This window comes from Paenibacillus sp. P13VS (assembly GCF_015143645.1).
GTDB classification, from domain to species: Bacteria; Bacillota; Bacilli; order Paenibacillales; family Paenibacillaceae; genus Paenibacillus; species Paenibacillus xylanilyticus_A.
Window position 1 is genome coordinate 656,278 of the sequence record NZ_WYEV01000003.1, and the last position, 21,119, is coordinate 677,396.

Genomic DNA, 21,119 nt, shown 5'->3' on the forward strand with positions numbered 1-21,119 from the left:
CATAAATGTATGTAGATTTACATATTCGTGACCGAGCATGAAGAGATTTCAACTTGAAAACAAGAATTTGGGTTGTTCGTTTCCCCATCATTGAAGAAGGAATCAGAGATGCATAACAGACTGTCAGAGTTCCAGTTTTTCGCTTCGATACTCAATCCCTAACTCCTGAATTAGACGGTTCAGCCCAGACCAGAGATTTTCACAGAGCTGATAAAGCTCTTCCTTTTCAGTTAAATCTCCACTGATTACTTTTCTCGCGAGCTCAACATATCCTTCTGGCTTAATTGGTCTAGATAAAGATTCTTCGAGAGTTACCGCTCTACTGGTATAGTATTGCATGTTCAACAGACCAATTAATTTTGCATTTTGCCATGTGAAATCAAAAACAGCACGGGGTAGATAAGATAGATTATTCGTAACTCGCATATTTCGTATTTTGCCCATCGTTTCGTACGGCTCCCAAATGATAAATTCTGCGATCACTTCTCTAAATGCTTCTTCAGGTACGGAAAGTGCAGCTTCTTTCGCCCGTTCAAATATCCCTTTCGGATCATACAAAGAGGTGATGTGTAATAAGCTTCCCGCTTTAACTGCCCACCCATCGTCTACTGAACACGCTTGATCCAACCATTCCGATGTCTGCTTTGTAGAAATCTCCAATTTGAATGGATGATAGATTAATTCATGGCTAGGTATGTTCGCTCCATCTCGACAAATAACATGTAATTCTATATCTGAATAAGGGCCGTCTTTTCCTTGAGCAAGCGAACCATAGATGCCAATAGCTTCAATGTCCTCATCATATTTATCCATCAACTTGTCCTTTATCTCATACACAAAATCCAATTTTTCTTTTCGACTTGTACCGGCTGGAAAAGGCAGCATATGAACCCTCCTGTTCGATGTTATCATGGTCTCATATATTTTAACATTCACGGAACTAAGCTGCCCGTTGGATTAGATGGTTCATTGTTAATTATCCTCGGCTTAGTAAAAGATCACGTATTTTTTACGATTTCTGAAAATTAAAGAAGTGCTACTCCTCAGATGGATGAGGAATAGCACTTTTAATATACCTAATCTACTTCAGTTCTAAATCACTTGTGGTAAAGGAATACCTTAAACATTTCAGCCTACTTTTGTACGGTTACATTTAACTTGAAAGATCTGGTTTCCCCTGAAGAATTACGAAGTACAGCTTCATACTCATAGATACCAGGTGTCCTTCCAGTAATTTCCGTAACCGCAGATTGTGCATTAGGCGTATTCGATTGCAGCGACTGTGTGTCGATCAACTTACCATTTTCGTAAAGTTCGTATTCGGTTGCGTTCGTTCCCCACCACAGATTCATGCTGATATTATAGTTGCCGTCACCGTCCCAGTTGTCGTTTGATAGAACGGCTTGCCCCGGAGAAGCATCGGTAACAGTGACTGTCAGCGGAACACTCATCGTTGTGCCCAGTGAATTGATCAACTCTCCGGTATAAATGTAGGTGCCATTTTTCTTTCCGGTAATATCAACTTGAACAGACTGAGCGGATGGTGATTGATCGACCAGTGCAATTTCCTTGATCAATTCTCCATTCTCATACAGTTTGAACTGATTGCCGTTATTGCCCCACCACAAATTCATCGTGACCGTGTAGTCCCCATCTTTAAGACCCGTGTCGTAACCGTTATTGTCAGATAACACAGGCGTTCCAGGGGCCCCGTTCGCTAGTGGAGTTGCTTGATTGATCCATTCCTCCCACTTAAGCAGCACATTGGCCTGCTCATCCGTAAATACGGTTCCTCTGGCAGCTTGAACATCATTACCGTAAGATGCAAGAAGTTGACGTGCTTTTGCTCCTTCATGATTGATAGCTGCCTGGTTGGCCTGCTGTAATGTGTTCGCAAGCTGCTCAGCAAGAGCACTTGCATTAGGATCGATCGATTCATTCGCAAAGGAATTAGTCAGATGAATCAGGCTATCGAATGTAGCAATAACTCCAAAGCTATATTCTACCGTCTGTTCCCAGCCAGCCAAATCGGAGACGGTTGCCGTCACCTTGTTCAGGCCGGGTTCCAGTGTATAAGCAGGAGTGTCCAGGAGCACACCCGTCGGTTCTGCCACGCCGGATATTGAATCAGCGGCTGTATAGCCAATTTCCACCTGCTGATCAATGGTGTACTCGGTTTGACCTTGAATTTCAATGGTTGGTGGTACGAGATCAATAGACAGGGTCAGAGACTGTTCACTCTCTTGATTACCACCCACATCGACGCTCCAGTAGGTGATGGTGTGTGTACCTTCTTCACTTAGAGTCAACTGTGTGCCACTCACCGTTTCGCCACCATTGATTTGATAATAGGTTCCTTCGATCTCGGAATCTTCATCATTCGCTGTAAAGGTTACTTGTACTGGTGAAGTATACCACCCGTCATGCTCATCTCCATCCACGGATACCGTGGTATGGGGGGCAGTCTGTTCCGGTGATTCCCCATCCAGTGTGACAAAGGCTGACAGCGGTATATTCAATTCTTTCACAAGACGTGCCACAAGTTCAGATACCTTGATTGCACCGTTCATCTGTAAATGTGTATTGTCTTCCGTTGTTCCTACCCACATGAAAATCGATTTGGTTCCTTCCGTGCCAAGCTTCTGGAAATATTCCCAGCTTGCCTGGTTCAGATCGATGATGAGCGTTTCCGTCTCGTTTGCCGTTTCTTTCATCGCCTTAACATATTCCGGGAAGCTTTTGTTCAGGGTCTCTCCAGTAAAATCACGACGGTTCACTGGTGTGACCAGAACTGGAATCGCGCCTCTTTGCCGAGCTCCATCAATGTATTCTTTCAAGTATACCTTGAACTGCTCAGGCGTAAGATAACGCTCCGGACGGGACGGTGTGGAATCGTTATGAGACCACTGCATAAACAGATAATCGCCTTCATGGATGTCGAGCAGTAAATCGTTGAGATATCCACCAACCAGGAAGGTTTTACTGCTGAGACCACCGACTGCCCGGTTATCAATGCTGACTTCATCTTGATCAAAATATCCGCCCAGCGTTTCGCCCCAGCCTGCTTGAGGACGATAGTTCTCCGCGTAATTGGCTACGGTGGAATCGCTCGCTAAATAAATAACAGGCTTATCCCCCGCCCCGTTTTCAGGCAGACGTTCAATCTTCAGTGCATTAATCTTCGGTGTATTTCCAGAGAAATCAAAGTTAAATACGCCGTCAATCAGTGCAATATCCGTTGTGATTTCTTTAAAATCGCCCTTGGCAATGGTTGTGAGCGGTAGCTTCGTCATCTGCTCCACAATGACACTTGCGCTGGTCGTTTCCTCTGCATCCCCAACGGTCATCGTTACCCGATAATTGGCTGGTTCCATTTCCACCAGGAAGGAAGTTCCGTTTACCCGCGTAAAATCCTCCTTCAGCGCATCTCCGGTTTCCCGGTTTATATCTTCGGTCAGCGCAGTATCGGCAAAGCCATACCCATTGCCTTCGATGTACGCTCTCTTGGCATCTACCTTGATGTATCCATCAGCAGCGCTGCCGGAACCAAAATCAAACTTGTACTCAGTTACCTCTTCTGCTGCCTCTTTGGTCAATGAATTCTTGGCGACGGTTAACATGTTAAACGCGTGGTCAACTTGAGCCTGAGTGGCTTCGGAATTGAATATGGCCTCCGCAGCTGCCAAAGCCCGATTCACCACAGCTTTCGATGCGTCTGTATATTCCGACAGATCCAATTCTTTGATCTCATCATACAGAGCAATCAAGGCCGTTTGATCGCCACCTTCGGAAGGGAGCTGTGTGCCTTCAATTCGCACGTTATCGATCTGAGTGGTCCAGTTCAACGTGCCTCCACCGCCTTTTCTCGTACCCAAGAACCGAAGGGCTCTGACGTTGTCCGCGTAGGCACCGGAACTCATTTGGATACCTTCAATTGTCTGCGTAACTGTCGGATCCGCTAGGTTCGTTATCGTCAGATCCAGCGTTTTCTTGGCAAAATGAACGGTTGCATCGACATTGACCCACTGGTTCTTGGAGATTTCTGTAGCCGTTCCCCCTTCAGGTATCGCTGTATCGCCTGTGCCGTAGTCCGGATTATAAGCACCGACATAATAATGAATTTTGGAACTTCCGGTTTTCGTATACAGTGTGAAAAGCGCATTTTCGTTAGAATCCATGATGGTAAGATGCCCCTCTGACGGATAGGCACTTACGTTGCCCGATTGCCAATCAAACTTCACGTTTACCTGATCGCCGTTTACGGCATCGAACATACGGAACACTTTAGCCCGATGTCCTGATCCAGATCCCGTGACGGATAGTACTTTATTTCCGCTTTGTTCAACAACTGTTCCCGCCATCGTTCCTGCAATACCCGTAGCATTAACCATCGCATACTGGTAGCCTGCAGCGTCGCCTTCAAAATCCTCTTCATAGAGCTGAACTTCCGGCTCCGGTTCCGGCTCGGACATATCAGGGTCGATAACTAGAGAAGAAATACTCAACTCCATGTCCTTGACCGCACTAGCAACCAGTCCGGCAATTTTCTGCGCGCCATAACGACTGAAGTGGGTATTATCGTTGATTCCATTCGGGTATTTCGGATATTCACCCGGATTAGCGTAAAGGAACACTTTCTCCGTTGCAGCATTACCGATTTTGTCGTAGTACGCAATGCTCAGCTTACTGAGATCAATCAGCGGCACATCCAGCTCCTCCGCTACCTCTTTGGCAGCCTGCACATACGCCGGGAAGCTGACATTGAATTCCTGAGTTACGGTATTGAAATCTCTGCGTCCAACCGGAGTAAGCAATACCGGTGTTGCACCGCGCTGTTTGGCACCGTTTACATATCGAGCCAGGTATATCTTATAATCTTCAGGTGATGCATAACGGTCCGGTATACCTGCACTGGCATCATTATGACCGAAGGAAATGAAGAAGAAGTCTCCCGGCTTGATTCGCTGCAGTATCGTATCCAGACGACCATCTACCATAAACGATTTGCTGCTTCGGCCGCCGATCGCATCATTCACGATCACTGCCCCATTTGAGAAATAACGACCGAATTGCTGACCCCACCCTTCTTGTGGTGCCTGCATCTCACTGTAAGATTGCATGGTTGAATCACCGGCCATATAGATCGTCGTTGCGGCACCGGCCGATTTATTCGGATATTTCTCTATGATAATGTCTTGGATATCTATGGCTGTTCCCGTAAAGAGGAAATCAAGCTGACCATCCACCAGGGCAATGTCATAGGAATACTCCAGCGGTTCGCCCGCTTTTACATTGGTCATTGCTAGCTTCTGGACATATTCGGATTTGACGCCAACGTTGGAGTCACGCCCGTCATTACCCAGCCGCAAGGTCACCTTATAGTTGGCATCCGGCAGGTCAACAGCAAATGTCGTTCCGGTCTCGACGGAAACCTGGTCTGCCCCTACCGTAACACCACTTGTTTCTATGAATCCGTATCCCGGATCTGGTGCGTAAAGCGTATCCTGTACTGCCGTATTCCCTGACGCTGTCTCGGTACCGAAGTCAAAACGATAGACAGGATCCAGCATTTCTGCTTCTCGCGTCAGTGACAGATTGGCTTTAGGGAATGCTGTAGCTTCCGCTCCAAGATAGAAGCCGGTATGAGGCGGCTGGTTATAGGCAACATTTTGCCAGGCCACGCCAAGTCGATACACAGGATCCTGCATCAGCGTTGGGATTCGATAATCTGATGGAATGGTCGTCGTGTAGAGACGATATTCCGAGCTATCTTCGCTTCGCAGTAGAATTTCCTCACGCCAGTCACCCAAAATATCGGCCAGTAGCGCTGGATTTCCTTTGGTATGGTTGTTCGTTAACGTACCAGTTGCCCGGAAGATTTCATTCAGCTTTTTATTTTCGTAATCCCATTTGTAAATGAGTGGAATTCCTTTGGCGGTACTGTTATCCCACTGATGGTCAAACAGCTCTCGCTGAAGATCTCCGTCCCACCAGATGGCGAAGTTGGCAGTTTTGGGTCCTTCGTCCACCGTGTAGATCGCCTCTCCTGCAGCCGAATAGGTATTGGTTACAGGTACACTTTGACCGTTGGTAACGGTCGTGGCCCATGATTCGTAGCCCGGATAGTTCGGATCAATGTCCGCTGACATCCCGCGACCGGTGTCAAAACCAGTTTTCTCACCCCAGAGAATTTCACCAGTTTCTGCATCGCGCATCTCCAATCCGTATGCCGCATCCGAATGCTCGTGCACGCTTACCACCTGGTAACCATCCCGGTTCGGGTCAAGCTGGCCAGCGTGCATTGCATCACCGTGTCCAAGTCCGGTGCTGTACATAAGGCTGCCGTCATCATCGATGGCCAAGGCGCCAAACATGATCTCGTCCTTGCCGTCATTGTCGGCATCCAGCACACTTAGATTATGGTTGCCCTGTGCTTGATATTGTGAGCCTGCTTCGTTGGTGTCGAACGTCCAACGCTTGACGAGTTCCCCGCCTACATAGTCATAAGCAACAATCACAGTGCGGGTATAATAACCCCTGCTCATCACGACACTCGGTTTCGTGCCGTCCAGATAAGCAATCGCGCCAAGGAAACGGTCTACACGGTTACCATAGCCGTCACCCCAATCACTGACGTTTCCTCTTGGGGGATCATAATTAACGGTCGATATAGCCGCGCCAGTCTCACCGTCAAAAAGTGTGAGATATTCCGGCCCTGACAGTATGTATCCGCCGTCATTGCGATAATCCTTTGTCCCGTCACCAATGATCGTGCCTTGTCCGCCTTTTGTGCCATCAGCTGTTTTCACAACGACTTCGGCTTTTCCATTGCCATCCAGATCGTATACCATGAGCTGCGTATAATGGGCTCCGGCACGGATGTTGACTCCAAGGTCAATCCTCCATAGCTTCGTGCCGTCCAGTTTGATGGCGTCGATATAGACATTGCCGGTGTAACCTGCCTGAGAATTGTCCTTAGAATTGCTCGGACTCCACAGGAAGACAATTTCATATTCACCATCACCGTCCAAGTCCGCAACAGAAGCATCTCCAGCATAATAAGAGTAAGTTCCGCCGTCCTTGGTCCGACCGTCGGCCGGCTTATCAAGTGGAATAGGCAGATAATCGTTATGCCAGACCGATACAACCTCTGGCTGTATCTGCTCCTTGCCCTCAATGATGGTGGATATCTGATATTGCGAGCTGTCGAAGCCGGTTGTGTCCACATAGTTCGTCACTTCGCTGATCGGTGACGCGTTCACTTTGGTTCCATTTTTGTATATATTGAAAGCGATCCCATCAGGATCATTGTTTAAATACCTCCAGCTTAAAAAAACGCCATTGTCTACGAGAACTGCAACCAGCCCTCGGTTAAGATATTCTCCCTGGCGGCCCGTCAGGATGTCGGATGACTCTGCGCGTGCCGGAGCCGGAGGTACAGCCAATGAAATAACCATAAGGAATGCTAGAAAAGATACAAATATCGATTTCTGGATGGAAACAGTTCTTCGGTCCATTGGATTAGCTCCTCCTTTATCCAAAAATTGTTACTTCAAATCTGGGGTCAAATCTGGGGAAAGAAGTCCTTCTGTTTTAAGACAGCCCCAGGAATTCAGTTCAATCCGCCCTGCATGATGTTGTCATTCGCTGCACTTGTGCAGCACTATTCCTTTGTTGCAGGAAAACTTCTTTCGCTAACCAAAGGAACACAAACGATAGTCACCCCCTCCTTATGTTACCGCTTACAATTATCTTACAGGTGTAAAAAAAGGCAGACAATCTAAAAAATGTGACGTATTATATAAGAAAATTGACTTTTTTAGGCAGGGGATAAAAGTATGGTCCATACGGTCTCGTATGCTTTTCGTAACGACGATACATCAATCATGACACTGGACTCTATTGGATGGCAGATCGTCTCCAGCGAGCAATATCGCTGTCCAAGTGACGATAGACCAGACCCCGGCCACGTTGTTTTTCAATACACCCTTAATGGACAGGGTTATCTGGACATTGATAATCAAACGCTTCCCTTACCGAAGGGACATGCGCTGCTCGTTAAAATCTCTGGAGAGCATTGCTATTACTATAAACAAGAGAATAATGAACCTTGGGAATTTATCTGGATAAACATTCGCGGGGATGAAGCGAACCGAATCTGGGATATGATTCATGATAACGAAGGTCATGTCATTCAACGAAACGCGGATTCTCCCTTGATTCAGGAGTTATGGCAAATCATTCATTTAATTCATCAGGAGAAAGTAACGGACAAGTATCGCTTATCCATGCAAGTCTATCAGTGGCTGCTTATCTTGGTTCAGACGAGTCGGGATGCGGAGAGGGATATCGGCGTCCTTTCGATTACTACGATCGAGAAATGCAAAAAGTTCATCCGGGAGAATTATGCTGCTCCATTGACGCTGGATGTGCTGGCCAGCCACTGTGATATCAATAAGCATTACTTGTGCAGATTATTTCAGAAATCAGAGAAAACTTCACCGCTAGCCTATCTCAAAGACAGACGGATTGAAGTTGCAGTCCGACTACTCCGCACTACTGAGCTTCCAATTTCCCAAATTGGCCAACAATGCGGCTTTGAGAGTCCCAGCTATTTTGGCAAAGTTTTTCGGCAATATATGTCCATGTCACCCAAAGAATATCGCTTGAATAAGTTAGCGTTTCCTTACGAGGCCATCTATTATGAGTAGCCAAACGTCTATATGGAATGTAATCAGATCCTGACCAACACTTAAGTGAGGACCAACGTAAGGTTCAACCTTGACGCGGGCAATAATATGAGACACATGGTATTCTAACTTTAGGTCATTCCCACCCAGAAAAGGAGCAAACATAGGCTTCTCTTTCAATCGATCTATATAAAAGAGAGTTAGTTGTTCTTCTATTTTTGGACTTAAAAGAGTTAGAATCAGTCTTTGTTCCTTACAATTTGTATCGGTTTCAGCATAGGTTTTAGTAGGTTCTAATATAAGGGTCAGACAGAGAAGCGATACAAGTAATCTTCTTATCACGCTTCCAAACAAGGACTTCACCTCCGGATTGAGATAGCGCACGTCAACATTCCATCATTCTCCCTTTACTTCGAGATCACCCGGAATTAATTCATACAACGCACGAACATCACAACCGATAGAGTCGGCGATCGATATAGCAATTTTAAGCGGCATTACTCTTTTGTTTTCCATAAAGTCGTAGACACGTTCCGGTTTAAAAAGCAATTCCTTTGCCAGCCACTCTGCTGACTTTCCGGCTTCCATCAAGCGTTCATTCAGTAAGCAGCGCCCTAGTTCGAATTTCAAGAAACGATAACCTCCTGTGTAACATTATATTTTAACCTTATGCGCCCGTTTGTCAGCTTGGGTCTTTCCTTACGTATGTTTGTCTCATATGTCCAGCAAGTTTTATGGTGTATTATCGTTTTTCATCATCGAAAAGTGACTAGCCCAATCCATCATTTCCTCTTTGGTAAAGACTTTACTGTCGATTTCAATATAAGTATCGTCCTGAATCCATCGTAGGTATCCTCCTGGCATTCGGTTAGCCCACCTTTCAAATCGCCCTTCGGTTCCGTCAATGTTAATTTTCTCTCCACGTTCACTAAACTTAAAATCTTCAACAAAAGTTCTGGTAACACTTGTCTGATTTCGAAGGTCTACGTTAGTGACTTGACGTTCTGTTTTGTAGCCAACTGCTTTGTGTTCTTCTACTGCCAACAAATATGTCTGTCCGGTATCATCAAAGAAATGAAGTCTAATTTCGGAAACAGGTTGACCAGGTACATATGGATACGGATTCTTTATTTCAACCTTAACTTTCCGGTCTAAGTTATATGGTACTAGCAGTTTAAAATCGGCAGCGCGTTGTAACTCTTGCATTTCAATATCTAAAGAAACACCCTTAGAGTTAGCAGCTGCAACTAGTGGCTCCGCATTGAGCCCGAGCGATACAGTCCAAATTAAAATCAATGAAACAACCTGTTTAAACAAAGAGCACCCCCATCGTTTTTGTAGTATTGTACCCTTCGTTGAATTCAACTATCCCGTTCGTTCGCATATTGAATTTTGTTATTCTTCCACAACTAAAAAAAGTCTAATGAACGAGTTGATCACTCATTCACTAGACACTTCACTTTTCTCCCTACTACATATCAGCTCGTATGAATGGAAACTTTATCGCCTCTGTGAATCTAAAGCTTTTGAAGTGGTGATCCAGATGGACACCATGAGGATCAATTCAAATATATTGGTTACAGCTGTGCTTGCTACAGGTATTGGGAGCGCTTGACCTACAAACAATAGCAAGGTACCAACAAACAGCCATACCCATTTTTGTTTTACTAGGACGATTATACCTATTAACAACAGCAGAAAACCAACGATGATCACCATGAATGGCGGACCTGCCAGACTTTCTGACGTATACCTCAAAACCCCATATTCTTCTATGGGTATAAGGCTTTTTACTTCCTGTAAGGTTGAACTTACAATTTGGTAAATGATAAGGCCCACTGTTATTACCCACGCCGCAATATGTGTAATGATGTGTTTTGAAAACTTGACTTGCGAGCTGCGCAGGATGTAGTAGCCTACAAGTACCAACGTGGGTGTAGCAAAGGCATGAAGCCAAAATCGAACACTGCTAAGTCCCTTGAGCAGCTCTCCTTCACCTATGAAGCGACCTGCTGCAATAATTCCGTTATCGTACGCAAGACTGAACAATACAAAAATCTGGAAGATGGCGTAATTGAGCCATTGTCTTTTTCCAGATAATTGAGCAGCAATCCTGACCACAAGAAACAAATAAATTAGTGCCAGTGCCGAATAAATGACAAGATCCAAAAAGAATCACCTTCCCTTATACTTTTTTTGTGTAGCTGCTTACATTTATCAGAATTGTCAATTCCCCCGTTATTAACCCACTTATCAACATTCTTATTCAAATAAGTTAAATAGCCTTCCCTTTATATAAGCTATGGTGGAAAGGTTATTTCCAGTATGACTTTGTATTTAGAGTTCATTCTAAGATGATCCGTTTAGCGCCCACTATTCGATGGAGATTTTATTATGTATAGTTTTTTGCTATGCTGATTTAAAAATGGTTGACGGGAGACTGAGCATTGATGAACAAAATTCTAATCGTGGACGATGAAGCCGATCTTCGAAAGCTGCTGACCGATTATTTCGAAATCAATGGATATCATGTCCTAACGGCCAAGGATAGCAGTGAAGCGCTGCGGAAAGTCGAACAACAGCCCGACCTTGTTTTGCTAGATATCAACATGCCTGAACAGAACGGGCTCCAATTATGCGAGCAAATCCGTAATTTTGTCTCGTGCCCCATCTTATTTTTAACAGCTCGAATCGAAGATGCGGATAAAATAGCCGGATTTCGGGCCGGAGGTGACGACTACATCCTGAAACCTTTCAGCATTCACGAACTGGGTGCCCGGGTTGAAGCTCATTTGCGCAGGGAACAGCGTATCCACACCAAATCCTCGGTGAGATTTAATGATGGTATAGTTATTGACTATACAGCACGGGTGCTCTACTACCAGGATAAGCAAATCCCACTGGCCAAAAAAGAGTTCGAGATCATCGAGCTGCTGTCCACACATCCCAATATCGTGTTCGAAAAGGAACGCATGTACGAAAAAATTTGGGGTTGGGACAACCATGGTGATAGTAATGTAATCGCGGAACATATCAGGCGAATTCGCTCTAAATTCAAAGAGTACGGATGCGATGACCGAATCGAAACCGTTTGGGGAGTAGGATACAAATGGCCAAGCACATAAATGGACGGCTATTCAAGCGTTTTACCTTACGGCAATCTTTTATTTTACTATCTGCAGCCACTGTTATTGCTGTGCTCGCCGTAGTAACTATGGAGTTCGCCTGGGCGGAGAAGCTGCGGCAGCGTTTCGGAGAATCAGATTGGATTCTGCCCTCCCTCGTTGCGATGGTTATGCTTACGGTGGCAGCCGGGATTGTTACCATGTCCATCCTGTTTTACAGATGGAAACTAAAACGTCCGCTGGAGATACTCAAACAAGCTTCGGAGAAAATTTCGGCCAACGATCTGGATTTCCGCATCTCCTACGACAGCCGGGACGAGATGGGCGAGCTAATCGAAGCATTTGAACACATGCGCTCAACATTAGAGAAAAACGTAAGGACGCTCTGGCGATCGGTTGAGGAACGCAAGAAACTGAATGCCATTTTTGCTCATGATCTGAGAACACCGCTTTCAGTTTTAAAAGGAAACACCGAGCTACTCGCAGCCTATCTGCCGGAAAAGAAATTGTCTGAAGAAAAGGCGCTGGAACTGATCCACACCATGAATCTTCACATCGTGCGTCTCGAGAGCTATGCGGAGGCCATGAACTCGATTCAGAAACTAGAAGATGTCCCCGTACGCCGTCAGTCGATGGATATAATCACGCTTATGACGCTGCTGAACGACAGTGCCAAACAAATGGCAAGGCAATCTGGCAAAACCTTCGTCGCCTACATGGAATATGATCATGTCCAAATCAACGTAGACCCTTATATCGTCATGCAAATTTTCGAGAATATGGTGGCTAACGGAATTCGATATGCTGCCAGCCAAGTGAATGTTCACTATGACATTCAGAAAAGCTTTATGATAATTAACGTCACAGACGACGGACCGGGCTTCTCAAAAGATGCCCTAGGCAAAGCTGTCCTGCCTTTTTACCGGGGCGAAGTGTGGGATGCATCCGAACATCGTGGGCTGGGCCTATACGTTTGTAAAGTGTTTTGCGACAAACATGATGGAAGCCTGTTGATTGAAAATGGACCTCATGGCGGTGGAAGCGTCACGGCAAGTATTGGGATCGAGTTGATAAATAGTTGAAAATATTCTGATAGCATTTCCTTATCTTGAATGATGGGAGTGCTATGATGCTAAAAATGAAAAAAAGAATGTTTATTACAATCGCCTGTTCACTGTTGTTATGTTCAGTCTGGCAAAGCCAGGTTTCAGCCACAGAAGTCCGTGACAAATCAGAAATCCTGCAAGACATCGACGAATATATGCATCGGAGTATGAAAGCCAATCACATGCAGGCTGCCTCACTGTCCATTGTTAAAGAAGATGAAGTATTTTATGCAAAAGGCTACGGAACATTTGAAGATGGTCAAAAGGTTACGGGCGGCACTCATTTCCCCATTGCTTCGTTAAGCAAGTCTTTTACCGCACTCGCCATACTGCAGTTAGCGGACAACGGCCAGATTGACCTGGATGCGGCTTACGATACTTATTTTCCAAAGCATTCTGTACGGGATCCCCGCGTTCACAACATCACGATCCGCCATCTATTGAATCAGACTAGCGGTCTCAATGACAAAGTAAATCCAGATATGACGAGGAAACCGCAATTTCAGGCGCTGCATGAAGTAAACCAGCTATTAAGCGAGGTTCAACTTGCCCATAGCCCTGGAACAGCCTACAGCTATCATAATCCCAATTACGTGCTGCTGGCGAACCTCGTGGAAAATGTGAGCGGAGAGCGGTTTTCAGATTATCTGTATAACCACATTTTTAAGCCGCTAGGTATGAACCATACCTTTAGTGTCCGTACAACGCAGCAATTTTATGGAAATGAAGCTATTCCGCTAGGACATTACTTGAGTTTGGGACGGGCGGTAGGACAGAAGGAGCCGTTATGGTTTATTGAAGGCCCGGCAGGCATCGTTTCAACCGCCGAGGACATGTCCCGATGGATGCTTGCTCAATATCAAGGACAGCTACTCTCTCCTACCCTAATGAAACAATATCACGCAGCGGGGACCATTGGTTCCTACGGCATGGGCTGGCTTGCTGACCAAGAAGAATCTCACGGCCGAATCATCTCGCACAGCGGCATTTTCTGGACATACAAGTCAGAAGAAAAGATTTATTTGGACGAGGAGATGGGCATTGCGGTAATGTTCAACTCCGGGTTAAACGCTTCTGTGAATTACTCGACTTTTATTGATGACATCGCGAAGATCATGAGAGGGGAAAAACCTGAAACCTCATTTGTGAATGGTCGAAACGTGGAAATGATTATGATTGCGCTGATCATCGCTACGCTTGTATGGGGCATATATGCCTACTTTCACATCCGCCTTAGAAACAAACGCCTGACGACCAGCAAAATAATTCTGATAACGATTGGAAGGCTGACCCCGATCCTCATTCTCTTGACCCTTTCCCCATTGATGACGTTTATCGGTGGAGGACGTGTGCTGCCTTGGTTTGGTATCTGGACTATGCTGTCGACTCCAATCATCTGGCTTGTTGTATGGTCCATCGTCAATGTTGTGCATTTGTCTTGCTATTATTACGTCTATGTACAGTGTAAGAAGAACAGTCGGTTGAATTAACATCCGTTCATATGACTTCAATTCCGAAGCCATTTTTAATGCAGACTCGTTTATAATGGAGCAACGGAGACATTAAAAATGATTTTTACTTGTCATAAGGTTCATTGGAAGCCAGCCAAATAGGATCATCATCAAAGAAAGTATCGTTTTATATCAGGTGCACTACTCTTGAACCCGATGAGTCTAGCAAATAGATACCACACTGTCTCCCATAGTCCCATCTTGGTCACTCACAAGATCTATCCCGTTTTCACAGTTGATTTTCCTTTCCCACCTCACTTCGTATTGATTATTGATGTGTTTTACCGAAGTGATATCGATTGAACCAACCATACTATGATTGTTATTCTTCTCATGGTATTGCTCTACTATGAGCTTAGCTTGCTCTTCTGTAATGTTAACAACTTCGGATTTTGGTTGGCGTTGACATCCACTTAGTAAGGCGATTATTACAAGGAATAGTAAAGAAAAATTTTTATTCATATCATTTCCCCACCTTCAATGATCTCTTCCTTATTAGATTACTCTTTAATCTTTATCATTCACAAACAAGAAAAACAGCTGATAAACTCGAACCTTACAATCGAATTTGTCAGCTGTTTATATGTTACTATTCCATCTGTCGTTACTATTATTCCTTGGCAGAGGATTCTGTATCCGTAGTGGAGGCTGCAGCCGCATCCGTGCTTTCATCCGCTGGCTCAAGTGTGTTCACAATCTTTGCCTTAGAGCGCAATTCGCTCAACCAATTGGTACTAAGTTCACCGACCTGCTGGTCAACCAGTATGTTACGAATATCTTCTTTTTTGTCTTCCTCAGTTGGATTGGTTGCCTCTTTATAATCTGTCCTCTTGATAATGTGGTAACCATAATCGGACTTAATGGGTTCGCTAATCTCATCGTTTTTCATGGAGAAGGCTGCTTTCTCAAATGCTTCTACCATTTCACCTTCTCCGAAAAATCCAAGATCCCCGCCATTCGCTGCAGAGCCTGTATCTGTGGATTTTTCTTTTGCCAAGGTTGCAAAGTCTGCTCCCTCATCCAATTGTTTTTTGATTTCATCCGCTTCTTCTTTTGTCTTCACAAGGATATGAGATGCTCTCACCTGCTCCGGTGTGGCGAATGTTGCTTTGTTCTCCTTATAATAGGCACTGATATCTTCATCTTTTACAGTCGTTTTTGGTTCAAGAATTTTACGAATTTTCACTTGGACTTCCGTATTTTTCTTGAGTGAATCCATGGTCATACCCGATTGAGAAAGTGCCGTGTTAAGCCCTTCTTCACCGCCATATTGGGTTTTTAGAGTCTTGATCTCGGCATTCACATCCTGTTCAGTAACAGAGACGTTCGCTTTTGCAGCTTCCTGGTCGATCAACTTCATTGTAATCATGCTGTTTAGTGTGCTCTCGCCACCAAGTGAAACCAATTCATTATACAGCTCATCCTTAGAAATGTCCGACCCATTGACCGAAGCCACAGACTCCCTGCCCCCACCAAACGGTGGATATACAAGTACAACGATAAGTGCTGCAGCTAGAACCCCCGAGATTGCCATCCAGACCACGCTTTTTTTCCCTTTAACCACTTGTGGTTGAACCTCGGATGAATGCTGTTGATTCTCTTCTTCTTGCATTTCGGGCAGAATCGTTGTTTCTTGCTCGGTTGTTTCCCGCTCTGCGGTTAAAGAATCTTTCACTTCTTCTTCGTTGTCAGGTTGCGACGGCTTGTTGTTGTCCATTAAATTATGATCCCCCTTAGGTCTTTTCCTAAATCTACTTTTTAATTAAATATAATGTATTCGGAAAATAATACCTTAAAATAACATAAAAATTCTTAAATCCTTATTCATTCGATTCGTTTATATGTGTTCTCAATCGATTTGATTTGAATAGATAAACCCGGTAATTTTATATCCAGACAATACAATTTTTTGTTTTTAAATCGAAAAAACTATGAAGCAATCAAAAAAAGCCGCTATTAGCGACTTTTAATGCCACACGGTTCCATGGCTTAATTCAGGTGTCATAACTGACCAGATAATGATGAAGCTCTGTATTGTAGCAGCCGATACTGTGCTCTATTAGTCTTCCTTCCCCGTCATAGGAGTTACGCAGGCGCTTGAGCACATGCATCCCCGTTGGGATCTCCAGCAGGTGGCACACCTCGGGAGGTGCTGGCTCTACAAAGAAACGGTCCCTGAAGTTTTCCAGCTTAATGTCGTTCTCCTCCAGTGAGTCGTACAGCGATTGAATATCTGTATTCATTTCTTGTGTACCTGCCGGCAGGGCAGCTGCAGCCAGGAAGTGTATGAGATGGATATAAGGCCGACCGTTCAGAATGTAGAGCCTTTCAATCCGCTGGCAAAACGGACCGAAGCGGTTATATTCCTCTGTCCCTTCATCATTGGTGACTAATTGGGAGTTCAGCACTCTCTTTTCCAGTTTATGGCCCTCTTCTACGAGCAGCTCTGTAAACCGCTTTCCCTTGGAAAGCTTCTGATGGGAGGTATTGCGCATCACAATCGTGCCAACACCACTTTTTTTCTGCACATATCCTTCTTGAGATAGCTCCTGGACCGCACCGCGGACCGTCATTTTACTAACACCGAATTCCTTCTCCAGCTGCGGCTCAGATGGGATGATGCTTCCGAGAGGATATACCCCATGGAGTATTCGGTCTTTGAGAATTTTTTGAATTTGCTGATATAAAGGACCTTGCTTGCGCTTCAAGGACACTGCTGTTCACTACCTTTCAACATCTAAGGTATGGTCTGACAGCGCCCGGAGCACCTCACTCTCGCTAAAAAGCGCTGTATCGCCTGGCGTAGTATGGGCCAGCATCGCTGCCGCCACTGCCATATTAATCGTTTGCTGCTGCGGGTATTGCTGCAATTCCCCATGGATAATGGCGCTGGCAAATACATCGCCGGCTCCGATTCGGTCATATACCGGGAAGGTCAGTTTGCCGGAAAACACAAACGTACCTTCATGACAGATATAACCTGTCAGGGAATGCGTGTTGTCAGCGTTAATCTCTCGTTGGGTTCCCGCTGCCGTTCTGATGCCGAAGCGCTCCACAACTTCGGGAATCACTTGCATTAACTGTGTTATTCTATCATAATCTCCAGCACCAATGCCAAGAATATAGCGCGCATCCTTCTCATTAATCAGTGCGATGTCCGCAAGTTCGAGCAGTTCTTCATAGTGTGGACGAGCTTTGGTATAGCCATCTGTTCCCCATAACGCAGGACGGTAATTGCAATCAAAAACAACCTTTCCCCCAGCCCGCTTCACTTCTACAGCAAGTTGTTTCATCTGCTCGCGAACGCCTTCATTCATTGCCAGCGTAATGCCGCATAAATGAAGAACGTCGACTTTGGCTGCAAGAGCCGGCATATCATAGTTACTCGCCGCCGCGGTATTGAAGCTGCTGCCTAGCCTGTCTGTATAAGTGACTCTGCCGGGACGGGCTCCAAAGCCATTCTCTAGAAAGTACATTCCCAGATACTTACCGCCACGGCTGATCAGTGAAGTATCTACTCCAAGCTTTCGCAGATAAGCGATAGCTGCTTCGCCCACCGGCGTTTCCGGCAAGGTGGTTATAAGCGCACCGTTATGGCCGTATTTAGCCAGTGCAGCCGTTACATTGACCCCGCTGCCAGAGAAAGAATACTCCAGTCTGCTGCTCTGAATCAACGTTTCATAGCCCGGAACCTGCAAACGCATCATCACTTCACCAAAAGCAGCGATTTTAGGCATACCGGTCCACCAGCGATTTCATCATATCGAGTAGTCTACGAACGTCCTCCACGTTCGTATTTCCCGATTCTGGATCGATGATAGAAGAATAGACATGCGGGATAACCTGGGGCACACCTGCCTCTAACGCAATCTCCAGTATGGCTCCGAAGTTAGCCAGATCGATTCCACCCGTAGGCTCCAGTGCAAACCCGGCTTCTCCGCAGGCCTTGGCAACGGCTCGGTATTCCTCCTCCAGCTTCATCCCCTGCATGGGATAATATTTGAGTGCATTGCCACCCATATCACGAACCAGTGCAATCGCAGCATGAACCGGAACAATGGCATGCGGAGCGGTTCCTGAACTGACAGGCCCAGTGGATATATCTACATAGCCGGGTTGCCCACATGGAGAAACCAGGCTGTTAATCCAACTGTCCTTAGCTCCCAAGTTCGCACGGGTTGCCCCCACTGCCGGGAAGACCTGATTAATATGGCTTCCCGGATAACTTGCTGCAATCTCCGCCACAACAGCCGCCTGGCGATTGTCTCCGGCTCCGAGCCCAATGGATACGGCATCTTGAATATTCTGACCATATGCATTCATGGCAATTGCTGCTTCCTCCGCCGTATCGTAGTTTTTGGAGAGCACACCTATCAGTACATATCCTTCTGCAGCTTCGAATACTTCCTTAGCGTTCCCGATACTGCCAGCCAGTACATTAAGTGCGGCCCTGTTCTTATACAGTCGCTGCTGAATTTGACTCATGTACGCTCACCTCCCACGATTTCTTGTATTCTTGTGATAATCACTTGTAGATCATCACCTTGCAGCGGCCTTGGATCAATATCGAAATAACCTTGCTTAACACCATAGTCTCGTGTATATATCGCAATTTCACCTTCACGCAGCTGGTCATTCACATCCTTCGCATCCATTCCTGCAACATTGGAATCAACCTGGATGCGTCCACGGTAGATTGCTCTGCCCGCTTCATCTTGCACGATGCGAACTGAAATTCCATTGATCTCAGCGAGCACCTGAAGAGCCTCCAGTGCCTGCTTCTCCCGTTCGCTGTTATCGGTCTTGTTCTGGTATTCCTCCAGCGCCTGAAGCAGTCCGAAGGTCGTCTCTTTACCAACCTTCATACTGCGGCCGATCCCGTGCAGCTGAACCTTCAGCCATTCGGTGTATTTCTTTTTACCGGCGACAATCCCGGAGGTCGGACCCTCAATCGCTTTGGATCCGCTGTATATCGCCAGATCTGAATAATGGACATATTTGGACAGGTCTTCTTCTGCTGCGGCATCAACAATTAACGGAACCCCTCTGCGCTGTGCTGCCTCCCAGGCCTCTTCCACAGAAATCATGTTCTTTTGCACAGCGTGGTGAGATTTGACATAGAGAATAGCCGCAGTATATTCACCGATAGCCTGTTCAATATGCTCCTGCCGGCCTTCATTGGCGTATCCCACTTCCACAACCCGTCCGCCGCCAAGAAATACCATCGTTTCAACAGGTGCTCCATATTGCACGTTATGACCTTTTAGCATAATAATTTCATTTTTCATTATCGGCTCTTGGTGAAGACGAAGACTGAGCCGCGGATCACCGCCGGTCACCATGGCTGTCACCGACAGGGCTATACCGCTGGACGCCGAGTTCACAACTACTGCCCCTTCCGCACCAAGCAGGTGTGCAATATATTCACCCGATTTGTCTACAAGGTTCGCGATTTCCACGTACTGTTGTCCGCCTTGTTTCATGGCTTCCATGACCGAATCGGTAGGCGCGGAAACGCCAAGAATGCTCATTCTACCACTGGCATTTATTACACGCTTCAGTCCATATCTAGCTTGTAATGAGTGATCCATTAGCATAGACTCCTTTAACCTTAATATAGTGCTGTGCAATTCGAACATCGCCTTCCGAGTCCATCAGTTGCTTCTCACCTGCTTCCAGAGCAAACAAAGTCAGGTTCGCCTGCTGTCCCACCCTAATCTGTCCGAGCTCCGGCTTGCCGAGCCATGCTGCCGCGTTGATTGTAACTGCGCGGATGACCTCTTCCAGACTGTAGCCAAGTACGAGAAACTTGGTCAGCACATTCGACAAACTGTACACTGGCCCGTTCAGACGATTGCCGCGGTAAATATCCGTACTGATTGTATTCAGCTCAATGCCGGCCGCTTTGGCCTGTTCTGCAATCCGGAAAGAGAAGCTCGCTGTGCCATGGCCAACATCCAGATGAACTCCACGGAAAGCAGCATCAAGCAGTCCTTGTAGAGGTGTGCCGTCCTCATGGAACAGGTTGTTGGACTTGCCATTAAGGTAATGGGTAATTACATCGCCCGGCTGTAATAGCTCCAATACTTTGGAGATTGCAGGCGGAGCGGAACCAATATGAACCATGAGCGGCAGCTTCGTTTCTTCGGACAATAGGCGTGCCAGCTTGAGCGGTTCAATACCGTTGTCTTGGACGACGCTTCGGCTTATGCGTGCTTTCAGGCCAACGATAAAATCAGGATAAGCCGCTGCTGCTACCTGGGCCTTAGCCCGGTCTATCCATTCCAGCTGTGACAGCTCATCTGTCCTTTCAAGCCCGATCCTCGAAATATTCAATAGAGCAAACACCCTCGTTTCAGCCTTCAGGCTGGCAGTGTACAAGGCACCAATCCGATCTGCACCGCAGCTTCCGGCATCCACGAGCGTGGTTACTCCCTGCTTCACACCAATTTCGTCGATATCATCACCATAAGGATCAAGCTCCGGCACGGCATGCACATGCAGATCAATCCATCCGCTAGACACATATAACCCAGAACAGTCTTGACCTCTCTTTGCTTCCCCAGCCTGGCCTGACGGTGTAATGTCCGTGATGACCCCGTCCTGAATGGCGATATCCATGATCCGCCCGTCAACAAGCTGCAAATTGCGCAGCACATTCTCTGTGCCCAATCATCCCATCTCCTT

17 protein-coding genes are annotated in these 21,119 nt (G+C 46.1%); 4 read left to right on the forward strand and 13 right to left on the reverse strand.

The features are described 5' to 3' along the window. Nucleotides 1–123: 123 nt before the first annotated feature. On the reverse strand, nt 124–885 hold the full coding sequence (locus GUA98_RS07895) for a kanamycin nucleotidyltransferase C-terminal domain-containing protein (RefSeq protein ID WP_193722645.1): 762 nt from the start codon (nt 883–885) through the stop codon (nt 124–126). A gap of 248 nt (nt 886–1,133) precedes the next feature. After that, nucleotides 1,134–7,517: a GDSL-type esterase/lipase family protein gene (locus GUA98_RS07900; protein WP_193722646.1), complete on the reverse strand. Its 6,384-nt coding sequence runs from the start codon at nt 7,515–7,517 to the stop codon at nt 1,134–1,136. 321 nt (nt 7,518–7,838) lie between these two features. Here GUA98_RS07900 and GUA98_RS07905 point away from each other — a divergent pair, with 321 nt between their 5' ends. After that, nucleotides 7,839–8,711: a helix-turn-helix transcriptional regulator gene (locus GUA98_RS07905; protein WP_193722647.1), complete on the forward strand. Its 873-nt coding sequence runs from the start codon at nt 7,839–7,841 to the stop codon at nt 8,709–8,711. Here GUA98_RS07905 and GUA98_RS30270 read toward each other — a convergent pair. The 4 genes from GUA98_RS30270 to GUA98_RS07925 form a co-directional block, all read right to left on the reverse strand. Next, nucleotides 8,676–9,074 carry a DUF3888 domain-containing protein gene (locus GUA98_RS30270; protein ID WP_415753003.1) on the reverse strand — a complete coding sequence of 133 codons (399 nt, stop codon included), beginning with the start codon at nt 9,072–9,074 and terminating at the stop codon, nt 8,676–8,678. The two genes, GUA98_RS07905 and GUA98_RS30270, sit on opposite strands and share 36 nt — an antisense overlap. Nucleotides 9,075–9,086: 12 nt before the next feature. After that, the gene (locus GUA98_RS07915; RefSeq protein WP_193722649.1) at nt 9,087–9,320 is read right to left on the reverse strand and encodes an XRE family transcriptional regulator; all 234 of its coding nucleotides are present in this window, start codon (nt 9,318–9,320) and stop codon (nt 9,087–9,089) included. Between the two features lie 102 nt (nt 9,321–9,422). Beyond that, a complete protein-coding gene (locus GUA98_RS07920; RefSeq protein WP_193722650.1) occupies nt 9,423–10,007 on the reverse strand; it encodes a hypothetical protein in 585 nt (194 codons plus the stop codon). A gap of 183 nt (nt 10,008–10,190) precedes the next feature. Then, nucleotides 10,191–10,859 (reverse strand): hypothetical protein, encoded by a 669-nt coding sequence (locus GUA98_RS07925; RefSeq protein WP_153978798.1) that lies wholly within the window; start codon nt 10,857–10,859, stop codon nt 10,191–10,193. Between the two features lie 281 nt (nt 10,860–11,140). Between GUA98_RS07925 and GUA98_RS07930 the strand changes: the two genes are divergently transcribed. From GUA98_RS07930 to GUA98_RS07940, 3 genes are all read left to right on the forward strand, one after another. Further along, entirely contained in the window at nt 11,141–11,815 is a 675-nt protein-coding gene (locus GUA98_RS07930) for a response regulator transcription factor (RefSeq protein WP_153978799.1), read from the forward strand. Then, the gene (locus GUA98_RS07935; RefSeq protein WP_153978800.1) at nt 11,800–12,897 is read left to right on the forward strand and encodes a sensor histidine kinase; all 1,098 of its coding nucleotides are present in this window, start codon (nt 11,800–11,802) and stop codon (nt 12,895–12,897) included. The genes GUA98_RS07930 and GUA98_RS07935 overlap by 16 nt, the downstream gene beginning before the upstream one ends. Nucleotides 12,898–12,965: 68 nt before the next feature. Next, nucleotides 12,966–14,411: a serine hydrolase domain-containing protein gene (locus GUA98_RS07940; protein WP_227779484.1), complete on the forward strand. Its 1,446-nt coding sequence runs from the start codon at nt 12,966–12,968 to the stop codon at nt 14,409–14,411. Nucleotides 14,412–14,594: 183 nt separating this feature from the next. On the opposite strand, the gene GUA98_RS07945 is transcribed toward GUA98_RS07940, so the two are convergent. From GUA98_RS07945 to GUA98_RS07975, 7 genes are all read right to left on the reverse strand, one after another. After that, nucleotides 14,595–14,894: a hypothetical protein gene (locus GUA98_RS07945; protein WP_153978801.1), complete on the reverse strand. Its 300-nt coding sequence runs from the start codon at nt 14,892–14,894 to the stop codon at nt 14,595–14,597. Between the two features lie 148 nt (nt 14,895–15,042). Continuing rightward, nucleotides 15,043–16,149 carry a peptidylprolyl isomerase gene (locus GUA98_RS07950; protein ID WP_193722652.1) on the reverse strand — a complete coding sequence of 369 codons (1,107 nt, stop codon included), beginning with the start codon at nt 16,147–16,149 and terminating at the stop codon, nt 15,043–15,045. A gap of 277 nt (nt 16,150–16,426) precedes the next feature. Beyond that, complete coding sequence (locus GUA98_RS07955; protein WP_193722653.1) at nt 16,427–17,146, reverse strand: GntR family transcriptional regulator; 720 nt, start codon at nt 17,144–17,146, stop codon at nt 16,427–16,429. A gap of 9 nt (nt 17,147–17,155) precedes the next feature. Beyond that, entirely contained in the window at nt 17,156–18,169 is a 1,014-nt protein-coding gene (locus tag GUA98_RS07960) for a sugar kinase (RefSeq protein WP_153978804.1), read from the reverse strand. Next, on the reverse strand, nt 18,162–18,917 hold the full coding sequence (gene dagF / locus GUA98_RS07965) for a 2-dehydro-3-deoxy-phosphogluconate aldolase (RefSeq protein WP_193722654.1): 756 nt from the start codon (nt 18,915–18,917) through the stop codon (nt 18,162–18,164). The genes GUA98_RS07960 and dagF overlap by 8 nt, the downstream gene beginning before the upstream one ends. Continuing rightward, nucleotides 18,914–20,023: a DgaE family pyridoxal phosphate-dependent ammonia lyase gene (locus GUA98_RS07970; RefSeq protein WP_193722655.1), complete on the reverse strand. Its 1,110-nt coding sequence runs from the start codon at nt 20,021–20,023 to the stop codon at nt 18,914–18,916. Before GUA98_RS07970 ends, dagF begins: the two co-directional genes overlap by 4 nt. Then, on the reverse strand, nt 20,001–21,053 hold the full coding sequence (locus GUA98_RS07975; RefSeq protein ID WP_265333580.1) for an amidohydrolase/deacetylase family metallohydrolase: 1,053 nt from the start codon (nt 21,051–21,053) through the stop codon (nt 20,001–20,003). Before GUA98_RS07975 ends, GUA98_RS07970 begins: the two co-directional genes overlap by 23 nt. Nucleotides 21,054–21,119: the final 66 nt, after the last annotated feature.